The organism is Allomuricauda sp. TY007 (assembly GCF_010468565.1).
Taxonomy (GTDB): domain Bacteria; phylum Bacteroidota; class Bacteroidia; order Flavobacteriales; family Flavobacteriaceae; genus Flagellimonas.
The window spans coordinates 209,285-222,527 of sequence record NZ_WUEG01000001.1; the positions used below are offsets into that span (position 1 = coordinate 209,285).

General features: G+C 34.6%; 12 protein-coding genes. 3 read left to right on the forward strand and 9 right to left on the reverse strand.

Annotated features, from left to right (window positions below; genetic code table 11):
• Window positions 1–59: 59 nt before the first annotated feature.
• Window positions 60–1,412 (reverse strand): undecaprenyl-phosphate glucose phosphotransferase, encoded by a 1,353-nt coding sequence (locus GO009_RS01005; protein ID WP_163624285.1) that lies wholly within the window; start codon window positions 1,410–1,412, stop codon window positions 60–62.
• A gap of 344 nt (window positions 1,413–1,756) precedes the next feature.
• Here GO009_RS01005 and GO009_RS01010 point away from each other — a divergent pair, with 344 nt between their 5' ends.
• The gene (locus GO009_RS01010; RefSeq protein WP_163624286.1) at window positions 1,757–1,960 is read left to right on the forward strand and encodes a hypothetical protein; all 204 of its coding nucleotides are present in this window, start codon (window positions 1,757–1,759) and stop codon (window positions 1,958–1,960) included.
• Window positions 1,961–2,102: 142 nt separating this feature from the next.
• Window positions 2,103–2,561 carry a sialidase family protein gene (locus tag GO009_RS01015; RefSeq protein ID WP_163624287.1) on the forward strand — a complete coding sequence of 153 codons (459 nt, stop codon included), beginning with the start codon at window positions 2,103–2,105 and terminating at the stop codon, window positions 2,559–2,561.
• Here GO009_RS01015 and GO009_RS01020 read toward each other — a convergent pair.
• Window positions 2,558–3,562, reverse strand: a complete 1,005-nt coding sequence (locus GO009_RS01020) for an NAD(P)-dependent oxidoreductase (protein ID WP_239057358.1) — start codon at window positions 3,560–3,562, stop codon at window positions 2,558–2,560. The two genes, GO009_RS01015 and GO009_RS01020, sit on opposite strands and share 4 nt — an antisense overlap.
• 44 nt (window positions 3,563–3,606) lie before the next feature.
• Here GO009_RS01020 and GO009_RS01025 point away from each other — a divergent pair, with 44 nt between their 5' ends.
• Entirely contained in the window at window positions 3,607–4,695 is a 1,089-nt protein-coding gene (locus tag GO009_RS01025; RefSeq protein ID WP_163624288.1) for a glycosyltransferase, read from the forward strand.
• A 5-nt stretch (window positions 4,696–4,700) separates the two neighbouring features.
• On the opposite strand, the gene GO009_RS01030 is transcribed toward GO009_RS01025, so the two are convergent.
• The 7 genes from GO009_RS01030 to GO009_RS01060 form a co-directional block, all read right to left on the reverse strand.
• Complete coding sequence (locus GO009_RS01030; RefSeq protein WP_163624289.1) at window positions 4,701–5,915, reverse strand: O-antigen ligase family protein; 1,215 nt, start codon at window positions 5,913–5,915, stop codon at window positions 4,701–4,703.
• A 3-nt stretch (window positions 5,916–5,918) separates the two neighbouring features.
• A complete protein-coding gene (locus GO009_RS01035) occupies window positions 5,919–7,187 on the reverse strand; it encodes a DUF6418 domain-containing protein (RefSeq protein ID WP_163624290.1) in 1,269 nt (422 codons plus the stop codon).
• A complete protein-coding gene (locus GO009_RS01040; RefSeq protein WP_306770381.1) occupies window positions 7,184–8,212 on the reverse strand; it encodes a polysialyltransferase family glycosyltransferase in 1,029 nt (342 codons plus the stop codon). The genes GO009_RS01035 and GO009_RS01040 overlap by 4 nt, the downstream gene beginning before the upstream one ends.
• Window positions 8,199–9,458, reverse strand: a complete 1,260-nt coding sequence (locus tag GO009_RS01045) for a polysaccharide biosynthesis C-terminal domain-containing protein (RefSeq protein ID WP_163624292.1) — start codon at window positions 9,456–9,458, stop codon at window positions 8,199–8,201. The genes GO009_RS01040 and GO009_RS01045 overlap by 14 nt, the downstream gene beginning before the upstream one ends.
• An 11-nt stretch (window positions 9,459–9,469) precedes the next feature.
• Entirely contained in the window at window positions 9,470–10,507 is a 1,038-nt protein-coding gene (locus GO009_RS01050) for a polysaccharide pyruvyl transferase family protein (RefSeq protein ID WP_163624293.1), read from the reverse strand.
• An 11-nt stretch (window positions 10,508–10,518) separates the two neighbouring features.
• Window positions 10,519–11,478 (reverse strand): N-acetylneuraminate synthase family protein, encoded by a 960-nt coding sequence (locus GO009_RS01055; RefSeq protein WP_203532247.1) that lies wholly within the window; start codon window positions 11,476–11,478, stop codon window positions 10,519–10,521.
• Window positions 11,479–11,575: 97 nt separating this feature from the next.
• Window positions 11,576–13,204, reverse strand: a complete 1,629-nt coding sequence (locus GO009_RS01060; RefSeq protein ID WP_203532249.1) for a hypothetical protein — start codon at window positions 13,202–13,204, stop codon at window positions 11,576–11,578.
• Between the last annotated feature and the right edge of the window lie 39 nt (window positions 13,205–13,243).

Genomic DNA, 13,243 nt, shown 5'->3' on the forward strand with positions numbered 1-13,243 from the left:
ATAGCCTATCCGAACACGGAATAAAAACTTTTCTGGGCGAGTTGCAGAAATTTTTCGGTTCAATACGCTTTTGCCTCCCCTTTTAGGGCATTAAGGATAGTTTGTACAATAATCTTTAAATCCAGAAACAAAGACCAGTTTTCAATATAAAAAATGTCGAACTTAATCCTGTTTTGAATATCTGTTTCTTGTTCAATCTCACCTCGATACCCTCGAACTTGGGCCAAACCAGTTATTCCGGGTTTTACAAAGTGACGAACCATATACTTATCTACACTTGTTGCGTATTCGTTAGTGTGCTTTACCATATGTGGGCGTGGGCCAACCACGGACATGGTTCCGAACAAAACGTTATAAAATTGAGGAAGCTCATCTATGCTGGTCTTTCTAATGAACCGGCCTATTTTTGTGATTCGCATATCATTCTTAGTGGCTTGGATATGGTCGGCATTCCTGTTGGGGGCCATAGACCGGAACTTGTAACAATAAAACTCTCTGTTATCAATACCGTTCCTGGTTTGTCTGAAAAACACGGGGCCTTTGGATTCCAAAGTAATCAATATAGCCAAAATAGGTGTCAGCCAAGAAAGCAGCCCAACAATAATCACTAAGGAAAAAATAATGTCAAAAGTTCTTTTGATGAAAGCATTGATAGGGCTATCTAAAGGTATGTCTCGTAGAGATAGCACGGGAATATAGTCGTAGTACTCAAATTTTAATTTTTTGGAAAAGATGTTTTTATTGTCCGGTATAAACTTGAGCGTTTTCAAGTTATTATCGGCAAAGCTGATGAACTTGGCTATCTCCTCATTTTTGAGTTCTGAAATGGAGCAGTAAATTTCATCAATATTGTTTTCCACTATATAATCAAAACAATCTTGAATGATAAAGTCCTTGGATTTAGTGGAAAATTGATTCCGAAAATTATATCCGAATTCAGCTCTTTCAAGAAAGACCTGCCGAAGCTGGTCAGCTTTTTTGTTTTTGCCAATGATTACCACGTTTCTTAGGTTTCCCTTGACCTTGCTGCGATACTTCATCAAAAAATAATAGTTTAGGAACTTTACTGTAGATACAACAATCAAAGAAAAGGTCAAAAATTGAGCAAGTGCCAACCTACTAATATTGGGTTGTTTAAAAAACCCGATAAAGGCAAATAATATTAAGGTAAAAAAGAAAAATTGACTGCTGATAAGAATTAAGAGGCGTGTAACTTTAGTGTACCTGTATATTATGTAATATTCTGATTTTGTTGCAATTATAATCCATGCAATATTTATGTAGGAGTAAAAAAGTAAGGGATATTTAAATTGTAAGGGTAAATTATACGCCAGCACATTAATGGTAATTAAATCCGACAAATAAGATAGTGGTACAATTATTCCTGAATATCTATGATGTTTAAAAAACATAATTGCTTGCTTGAAAGTACACAAAATTAGTCTTTAAAGATGTATATTCAATACTACTTGGCCACAAGAATCAAAATCTATCGTACAAAATGGAATTAAAAAGGGGGTGCTTCTAAACACAATGTAACATTGACAGTTGTGTTTTCCCTAATTTCTATCTCATGCCTATCATAAAAATCTGATTTCCTGTCCCACCGTATGACCAAGCCTATAAAAATATTGGACAATTCAAAGCACAATGCCTTTCCAAGTATAGAAATGGACAATAATGGAAGGTTGTTTATCGGTTATCAACAAGTCATTTGAGCCCTATCGCAAAAGATTGTTTGTTAATCAGTAGTGATATGGGGCGTTCATGGTCGGAAGAAATTACATTGGACAATGGTAAAGATTTTTTGGACACCAAGTTTGGAATTCGAGGAGTTAACTTATCACGTTTGAACAATAAAATTGTAGCAACCTATCATGTCAACAACGGTGATTATGGAAATATATATTATAGAATTTCCAAAGGGAATTATAAAAATTGGTCCAAAAGAAAAAAATAGAACTTGAAAACATTTCTGTAAACAAAATAAGTTGCGAAGGTCAAATGATACAGGAAAACTCCTCTTATATATTGCCTGTTTTCTTAGGTAACGAGAATAACTTGTTAGATGTAGGTGTGGCCATTTCAAAAAACTTTCGCCATTGGAAATATTTTCCGTTCCAAACCAAAGCAGCAAAGAGGTAGAAAATGTAATTGTCAAAGCGGGCAATGATATCTTGATGTTTTATTCAGATCCATCAAAAAGTATTCTCTATAGAACCACATCCATTGATGGTGGGCAAAATTGGTCCAAGCCAGAAGACGTAACTTTTACAGGATGGATCGTTCATAGACCGAATATTTATTATAATAAGAATAACGAAACAATGTTGCTTGTCTACCGAGAGGGCAAGTATAACACGGGCGCAATTGCGCTGTCCAAAGACAAAGGTAATTCTTGGAAAAAATTATTTTCTATAAATGAGGACAATAGAAGAATCACCTATGCGGATTTCGTTGAACTAAATGATAATACACTAGGGTTTATTTATGCTACCGAGAATAATTTGAACGGAGACGATTCTGATCTGTTCTATACAACCATACATATTGTGCATTAATTTGAAAAATCCTCTGGAGCAATGGAAATCCAATGATCTAAAGATTTTTCAAAACCATATTTAAAATCAAAATCGTTCTGGATTAAATATAGTGGTTTAATATTTGTGGGGAAACCTGCCTTTCGCACTCTTACGGGATGGATCTCACTTTCTTTCCCAATAAGTTTTGAGCCAATTTGAATTAAACGCGCCAAAAAAGACAGTAACATTACAGACAAGCTTATTGTAGGTTTGCTATATCCCAATTTTGCCTTTGCCGCTTTGGTCATTTGATTCAGTGTAAGCAAAGGGTTTTCTGCATAATTATATATAATTAAAGACTTCTCTTTCTTTGCCATTGTAAATTCAATACTGTCTACCAAACCATAAATATATCCGTACGCTTTTATGACATTGCCTCCGTTGGGAAGAATAAATGTCCCTTTTTTGAGGGCCTTTATCATTCTATAAACGTTGCCAGGATCATGAGGTCCATAAATAACACTTGGCCTAACAATAATCAGTCTGCGGGTCTTATCCTTAACAGCCCAGTTTTTATGGATTTCTTCGGCAAGGGCCTTTGAAATTCCATAACCTGTTTCTGGATAAAGGGGAGAATTTTCAGTAGTTTGTGCAAGCGATTTACCATATGGAGCTATACTGCTGGTAAAAAAAATATTAGAAATACTATATTTTTTAGCAAACTCGACTACATTTTTGGCTCCAGGTATGTTTGTGTCAAAATATTCTCTGAACTCATGGCCAGGCTCTCTATGTATAGCCGCCAAATTAAACAACCATGTTTCTTTTGGGTCTATATCAAAATCTATGTCAGGCAAATTACACCTTACATCAACGTTTTTATAAACAACGATGCCTTTATCTATATATTCCTCAAATCCCAAAAGTGGTTTTATGTCATATACCAAATATTTTTCGAACTTGTTTTTCTCTAAAAATACTTTAAGGATATTACTCCCTATATAACCCGATCCGCCTATTAGGAATGCTGTTTTCATCATTTGCCTTTGGATGTTTTTTCAAAAATAGTCTTAATTTCGCTGGTATGAAAAAAATACGAGTACTACACATTTCTGAAACATTTGCTGCCGGTGTATATACTTATATCAAAGACATTTGTCACTTTTTTGATAGTATAGAAGAAGTAGAAAACTCTGTAATCTACAGTGGAGATCGTAAAGATACAGACCATGAGAAAATCAAAACTGATTTTTCTGCAAATACTATTTTGCACCAGTTATCCATGACAAGAGAAATAAGTCCTGTAAAGGATATTAAGGCCACTATTAAACTTGCTAAAAAAATTCGTGCTATTAAGCCCGACGTAATTCATCTACACTCTTCCAAAGCTGGTGTCATTGGTAGAATTGCCTCTTTGTTTTATCCTCGGGCCAAGGTCTATTACACCCCAAATGGATATTCGTTTTTAAGGGAAGATGTTTCCGAATCCAAAAAGAAGTTTTTTTTTAACATTGAAAAGTACATTCAAAGACTTTTTGGCGGAACTACCATTGCATGTGGTGATTCTGAACATGAAAATGCTTTAAGAATCGGACCATCGATTTTGGTTAGAAATGGTGTTACCATCAAGGAGGTTGAGCAATTCAAAGAACCAACTATAAAAACCGATGGCCCTCTTATCGGAACTATGGGAAGAATGAGCCCACAAAAAAACCCTGCCCTATTCAATGACATAGCCAAAAGATTTCCCAATCTCAAATTTGTATGGATTGGTGATGGTGAACAACGGAATTTAATCGATGCCGAAAATATTGATGTCAAAGGGTGGATGTCCCGTACTGATGCCATATCTCTTGTGAATACGTTTGATGTTTACATTCAAACTTCGTTATGGGAAGGGCTGCCCTTTACTATTATAGAAGCGATGGTGCTGGGAAAACCAATAGTTGCAAACAATGTAGTTGGGAATAAGGATGCCGTTCAAAATGAATACAACGGATATTTGTGTGATAGTTTGGACCATTTTGAGAAAGCAATTAACCTCTTGGTTTGTGACAAGAAAAAGTTAGACCGGTTCGGTACAAATTCATCCACAAGGGCCAAAAAAATATTCGACAAGGATAAAAACTTTGGTAGATTATTCGACATTTATACAGGAAAAGTCACTTTTTAAGATTATTATTTTACCGGTTGTTTCTGTTTAAACACATTTTCTTCAATAAACAGACAAATAAAAAGAGTAAAAAGCATTATGCCCTTTTGTCTTATCAAATAGGATTCAGTCATGAATGCAATCATACAGATTATTACAAACAGTGCACCCTGTATATTTTTCCCTTTAATAGCTATATAAAGACTTCTTAAAAGAATCAACAATAAAATTCCTCCTCCAAAAATGCCATATTGCAAAAATGTTGTTAAGTATTGATTGTGAGAATTAAGCTTCATGTTTTTTTTATCCATGCCGCTATTTTGATATTGGTTTTTCAGATATTCTACTTCGCCATAGGTCCCATATCCAAAAACAGGTCTTTTTTTTATGGTCTCAAAAGAATTTAACCATAAATCCTCCCTTAATGAAAGATTATGATAATCCTCACCTATTTCACTTATTGATTCTGATGAAACGAGTCCTACTTTTTCAAGTACACCAAAGTATTTATCTTTTAAATAGGAGCTACTATTTATTAGGAAAAAAGCCAACAATATTGATAAACCAAAGAATGCAACATTCCTTAGCGTAATCAGCTTTTTTATATTTAATACTACATAAACGGCCGTTATAAGAAAAAAAGTGGCAATACCTATACGTACCCCAAAAAGAAAGATAACTGTGAAAAATAGCAAGGAAAGTATCTTTTTTAGCAGATTCCCATAATTTCCAAAGAGCAAAAATATGTATGCTGTGTTAAGGTACAATGTATCATACGGAAAGTGGAAATGGTACATTGAGCTTTGAGCAAAATTGTAATGATGGGAATACTCATTGTGAGCCCAAAAATTATACAACAGTGTCGCTATAGATAAAATACAGAACAACGTACAAGACCAAACAAATACTTTTTGTAAAGTCTTTCTTTGTTCAACTCTTAAGGACATGACCAATACAGCCAAGGGAAATATCAACATTGGAAGCTTTCGAACAATCCTGTCCGTTGCCTCTACCGGGTTTTCAGAATAAAAAACCCCTACAAAAGACAAAATAAAATAAAAAAGGAACAAATACGAATTATGGAAGTCTGGCATAACCACCTCTTTCCATTTATATGAAATTAAAAGTGCCAAAACCAATATTACCATGGCTATGGTAGAAAAAATCAATTCAAATGGAAGTGAAAAGACCAATAACATCAAAATAAAAAACGCATGGTCCTTGTTCAACTTTGTTAGCATATTTTATGACAATTTACCATTTCTTTTCAGGTTAAAAGCTAAAAATGAATAGAAGCTTATAATCAGAATCAAAAGAATACCTGGAATAGCTTTATTAAAATAACCCATTATAAATGAAATCCCCGTCCAATTGAAAAACTGGAAGGTTAAAAGTGACAATATCTGCTTGTTTTTAACCATTAATACATTTAACAACCAGGTTATTGGAGCCAAAACAGAACCAACTAATAGTGCATGAAAAACATAGGCTATTCCCAAAGGGAATATTTTAAGCAAAATTGCTGGATAAGCATTGGTAAAACTAAATCCGTTTTGTATTGATCTTTCTATGTGGTCCAAGTCACCATACCAAAAATATCTCATAAGTACGTGCATCCCCTTGTATAGTTCTTGAAGATCCCATGACTTTTCATGACCCCAAAAAACAAATTGTTCAACTGACCCCCAAAACAAATGTGCCTGAAGACCGAAAGCACGATAAAATATTGCTTCGATTGGTGTTTTAGCCCCAGCATTAATAAACGGATTGTGGATTGAGTATTTTACATATACAAGCCCAAAAATCAAGAAGAAAATTATGGAGAAATAAGATTTGACAAATTTTACTACGCTGAATTTGAATACAATGTTCGAAGTCAGTACCCATGGCAAGAAAAAAGCATACAATGACCTTACAATAGGACTGAACTTTTGACCTATTAGCACCAAATAGGCAATATATATCAATAACAACATCAACCCAGACCTTTTCCTCCTTACATAAATATTGCCAAAAATAAAAGGCAAAAAGGCCGCTGTATTACCAAAAATACTTCGCAGCACTGGAAACTTGGAGTTTGGCCAATATGTAAATCTAGTTACGGAATTATCAAACAGGGGACTGGAGCTCATTAGCAAATTCAACAACAACAAACCTAAAATTAATATGCCCAACGCAAAAATTATCAGATAACCAATATTTGCACCTTGATAGGAAATACTCGGTGCTTGAAACCTAACATGACGATTAAGGGATTTAAAGACTCTTTCAACAGAAAATATCGAAATTAGAAAAAAAACGAGGAAACAGAGATTAGCCCATACAAAATAACTTTCCCTACCCTGTTCGCTAATATAAATGCCGGTTTCAATAAAAGTTAAGGATGCCGAAGTAATAATGCCTTGATAATAAACATAAAGGAGTAAGTAAAACAGCTTGTAATTTTTATTTAACCTATGAATGCTAAAAAAAATTACAAAAAGAACAATTGATATATTCAAAAAAAAACTCATTCAAGAATTTTTATGCCAACATGTTCAAACAGCTTGAGCACCTTTTTATCTACTTGGCCAAAAGGCATCGAATAAACCAAGACATTCTGTTCCTTATCCAGACCCATTTGAATATTGACCAATGCCGTTGAAAAAAACGAAAAAATTTTGCAAGCCCTTATTTCATCAACAATATCCTCAACTGGCGATTTATCTTGAATCAATTCAACTCGATTTCCAAAATTTTCCTTAAGCAAACCAAAGGCAACGTGGTAATTTCCATTTCTATGTGGTTTGTAATAAATGGTATTTTCAGTTGAAGTCAATTTTTGAATTTGTTGAATCATAGAGGAAACCAAATTTCTATATTCTGCATGGCCTAAAACATTTTCGAGTACATCTTGTCCAATGAACAGCACTTTAGTTTTGTCCGCAACATATTTTATTTCATTGTAGCCCAATGGAATTGCCTTTTCAGGATATAAAGCAAATTCTGGAAACTTTACATATTGATCTGGAACTTCAGGTAGGTCAATGCCTGAAAGTTGTCCATTTAAAATGTTATAAGGCATTCCAAAAAAATAAGCAACCCATTTTTTTAATTGGAACGTCCTTCTTCTTTCTCTTGTTATCCTATAGTCATAATAATTTAAAATACCATCTTCGACTAGAGTACGTTTGATTAGGGTTTTCTTCCTAAATCTAAAGAAAAGGTAGTTGTTTAAAACATCTTCCAAGTTACAATAATAAAGTTCCCACTGCGAATTGGGCACCCTTCTTTTTAGGGTGTCCAAAGTACTCCGATAAGATTTGATTTTTAAAACCTGAAACTTTACATTTTTAATTATTCCCCTATTGGATGGGTTTCTCATTGGCATGGGGTCCCCTGCGACTACAATACTCCAAAACTTTTCATCAAATGGATAGTGGCCAGCATTAACTAGGATTTTTATGCCTGATAGGCCTTTTGCCGCAATAATTTGCTCGAAATTTTTATTGTGCGATGGTGCTATTGACACAAACACATGTTGTTCAGTATTGCTCATTGTTCAAAACGGATTTACCCGGCCCAAAAATAAAATCTATCCTAAAAACTTTTATGCATAATGTATACATAATAGCAAACTCAAAAAAATAAGATATGCAAGTAGTCCATGCGGCAATTTTATACCCATATTCGGGTATAAGAATAAAGTTTAATATTAAGTTAAGGAAAAAAGCAACCAAGGCCGGTAATATTTGAATCTTAGTCCTTTTAAAATAGAATGGTACATTAATCAATACTGTGTACAAAAAATAGAAAAACATTCCCAATAAAAGAACCGGTATTATACCAAGAACTTCAAGATAACCTGAATTGGATAGCATAAGGACAATCTCCTTTTTAAAAATCAAGACTCCCAAACCAACTATTAACACAAGAAATAAATAATACAGAAATTTTTTTCTTATCTGATGGATTCTGTTTTCATTTAGTGCGTCTAACACAAACTTTTGCCACCATTTGTTCGTAGCCATGAAAAAGGCCATGAAAATCATTGCCACCGTGTAGGCAACGGTATAGTTGGCAACATCTTCCTCTGTCCCATAATAATTTACAATAAATCTATCAGCTGCATTTAATCCTATTGCCGATAAAACACCTAGTATCAGCGGCATGCTGAAAGTTAATGAAGATCGGATGCTTTCAACAAAAGATTGCCATTCTATTTTGGTGCTCCTACGCCACAACAACCATAAAAGCGGAAAACAGCATAGCGATAAAACAATCATATATACCCATGGGTAAACATGAACGTTTGCTAGATAATAAATAAATATTGCAGCAGTCACCAAATAGGAAAGGCCCGTTCTAATAAAATATAATATATTATACTTTAAAGCATCGCCTTTTATTTGATAGTAGGACAAAACCATCTCAATAAGAACAAATAAATAGGCTGAAACCAATACATAAATATCAAATTTTTGATCAATTAAATAAATGTCCCACCAAGAAAGAATTTGTTTAATCGATAATAACAGTATAAATGTTAGGCTGGAGACTATATATACATTCCTCAATAGGTCTATGACATTGATTTCCTTTTCTAAATATGCCCTTTTGACATAGCTTCTTTGGGCAAGGTCGATGAATATAGAGGACAAAGGCACTGCTACCCAAAAAAGCGAAAGTTTGCCAAAATCAACTTTATCAAGATTGTTGGTAAAAACATGGAAGACGAGAAAGACCGACCCTTTAGAAAATCCTTCACCCAGCAGATAATAAATTTTTTGCAGCCGATCTTTCAATAGACAATTTTTTAGTATTTCTCATTTAAATTCATTAAGAACTCCTTCATTACTTCAAATTTTTGTTCAAACACATTCTTGGCCTTAAAAAAATCCGTAAAATCACCAGACTTATATTTTTGAATGGCATTTTTGGTCTTTTTGAACAAATCTTTGTCATGAATGTTCAGGATCGGCATTTTTAAGGTTTTCATCATCCCCATACCTCGCCCGTCTTCATTAATCAAAATAGATGGCACTCTTCTGCTCAAGAAATACAAGTGCGCATGAACCCTGTAACCAATATGAAAATCCATCTGTTCATAAAATTTCATTCTGCCCAGATCATAAGCTATATCCTTGATTTTAATTCTTGGTACTATGAGTTTTGAGCCAACACACATAAGTATATAGCCAATACTGGTAACCAGTTTAGTATGTTTATCAGGTAATATTCCCCTGTGAAAACTCAAAATGAAAGTTCCATTTGGAAATTCTTGTTTCATTAATCTGACCAATTTAATGGTTTGCCAAAATAATCTTGGCGCTGCCGGGGTAGTTATAACGATATTCTTAAATTCTTTGGGTTCAAATGTTTTTTCAATATGATTCAAATCATACCATACGGGACACCCTGTCATTTTAACATTTTGACACCCATTGTTTTGCAAAATCCCGTAAGTTATTTCATCTCTACAACTTGAAAAGTCGATTGCCTCGTGAACATTTTTCAGAAATTCGGCCGATTCTTTATTGAAACAGAAGTTTTCGGGCTCACCAATTGGAAACCCACTCCAACCAAGCCCAAAGGGGACTATAGGTACTTCTATCGCTTTCAAGTCGTCTACCAAGGGGTAAACACCTTTATAAATATTCGATGCATATGCGGGGCCCCCACATAGTACTACGAATCTCGAATTATTGATTGTTTCCAAGTTCGGTGTTAGGTCCTTGGTTCTATCTAAAATTACAACATCTTTGTCCACGAATTCTTCAAAGAGTTTTTTGGCCCTATCGGTGATTAAAAAATCTCCAATGTTTTTGATTTGCCCAGAAAGCAGAACTATCATTTTGGTTTTTTTTAATTAAACATTTTCCATTCCAGAATAGTATCTTCTGCAATAGTTTGTGTTGCAATTTTTCCAATTAGTTGGTTGATGTCCTTTGGAGAAATACCTACCGCTGGTCTTTTCCAAGTTAAGTGTTCTTTGGAAATAACCTCACCCTCTACAATCTCTTTTGATGAAACCAAGCTACGCCTGGCATTATTTCTTGAGATAGCTTCGGTTTCCAAGGGAGCTTTAATTTGAGAACCTAGGAGTTCGTATACTTTTACCATCTTGTCAACAAACAATTTTAAATCTTCCTTGTCCATGGCATGGTAATGATCATTGCCAGGAAGTGTCTTATCGTGTGTAAAATGCTTTTCCAATACTACGGCCCCTAACAAATTGGCCACCTTAAGTGTTTCCATTTCGTAAGGCAAGGTATGGTCTGAATACCCTGGAACCGTATCAGGAAATTTCTCCTTCAAATCTTTGATCATGCCCAAGTTTGCATTCTCATCGAGGGTTGGGTAGTTTAGAATACAATGCATTAAACACACCTTGTTGCCAAATTTGGCTATAGTTTCCAAAGCTTGTTGTATTTCCCATATATAGGATGCCCCGGTGGACAAAATAATAGGCTTGCCGAAAGAACACATATACTCAATGAATGGCAAGTTTGTAATGTCCGAAGAGGATATTTTAAAAACATCCATTAAATCGTTTAAATAAGTGGCGGATTCCATATCGAAAGGTGTGGACATGAATTCGATATCTATCTCGTCACAGTATTCTTTCAGTTTTTCATATTCCGACTTCCAAAATTTATCATATTTCTTAAACAGTTCAAATTGACTTTTGGTAGATTCCTTGGTTGTATCCCAATATGAAGGGCTGTTTTTAGATGCAATAGTTTCTGCTTTATAGGTCTGAAACTTTATAGCATGCGCACCACCCTCCTTTGCCTCATTTATCAATCTTTTGGCTAGTTCCATAGAGCCTTCATGATTTACACCTGCCTCAGCTATAATGTATGGGCTATAAAGGCTTGGAGAATTCAAATATTCATTTAAGAAATTTACAATTTTCATTTTACTCATCTATTACTTTGTTGATCAATTTCAATACTCTTTTCTTCCCGTTCTTCAGTTCATGGGAAATCATTCGGTCGTGCATCAATATTCTAGTCTCGTAATTAAGAACGCTTTTGTAGGCATTTAAAATCTCTCGGTCCTCAACATTCACACCAAGGCCTAAATTATAAAATCCGTTTTTTTCAGATGCAAAGAAATGCGTTGTCTCTCTCTTATTCTGACATAGGACAATAGCTGGGATTCCAAGCGAGGCAACCTCAAACGTGGTTCTTCCAGCGGAGGTAAAAACCATGTCTGCTTTTGACATTTCGTCAGAAATGCTCTTTACATCTTGTTTAACTATAATTTGTGGGTGCCGTGCTTTGATTTCTTCAACATGATTATATCCTAGTCCAGCAACTACTGTAATTTTGGCATTGCCGATTATAGGCAACAACAAACCGAGAATGCGTTCCGTAAAGTTGTTTGGATCAACGCCCCCAAATGCCAAAAGAATGTTGTTTACCTCTTTCCTTATTTTAATGTTAGGGGTAAAAATAAATTCATCTCTCAGAATAAAATACTTTGCCCCAAAGTAATGGTCTTTTACCAGCTTCCCTTCAGGATACATAGCATTTATCACCAAATCTGCCCTATCCGCACCACCTCCAACATCTTCAAAGTTTATAACCTTATAACCAGCATCCTTCATTTGTTGAATCTCTTCAGCTTCGGTGTCGAGCCTATCATTTACAACAATGTCTGGTTCATGGTCTGCTAAAGCTGATATTAGGTTTCCTTCTTCAATTAAATCAACGGAATAGTTGGTCTCCTTTATTTTTTTATAAGCCAACTTGCTGCCTCGATCAACAAAAAAACCAATATTGTGGTTTAATATCTCATTTGCAATGCTCAACGTATTGTAAACATGTCCCATTCCAATAGTGCTGTTGCCTGCTACAATAAACAAAATATTTTTCCTCCTAAGATAATATTCACACAAGTTCCAGTCTTCAAAATCATCAATGTCAATTGCCTCCTTTTTGGAAAGCGGAAAAATACCGATGCTTTTTCCAAATCTAGATGTTTCTGTTACAAAATTGGATTTTGTAATCACGAATCCTCCTGTTTCTTTATATATTTCCGGAAGTTCTTGTCTATTAACCCTTTTTTTATAATTAGGAGAAAAACTACCATTGGATTTTATCCAGGTTAGGTGACTGTCCCACTTACCGGAAATTATAGTATCAATTTTTTTTGATATAAGTTCCTCAATCCCATTCTCAATAGATTTCGTAGTTAGCAATGGTGAGGTAGGTTGAAGAGTAATGACCAAGTCATAGTCTATTCCTTCCAGTTGCTTTATTTTAGTATACGCCTCGAATATAACAGGATCCAATGTAGTGCTGTCATCTGCATTTGACTTTGACCTTTTGATTATAGATGCGCCAAATTTTTTTGCAAGCATCAAAATCTCATCATCTTCACTGGAAACGTAACATGATAAATTATTACACTTTATACTAAGGCCATTCTTTATTGCGTAATAAATCAACGGTTTACCATTTAAAGGTCTCAAATTCTTTCTGGGAATTCCTTTTGAACCTCCTCTTGCGGGTATAACTACTAATATATTTTTGTCAATCAAAAGTCTATGTGTTTTTCTGGCTCTTTATTTCTTATTTCC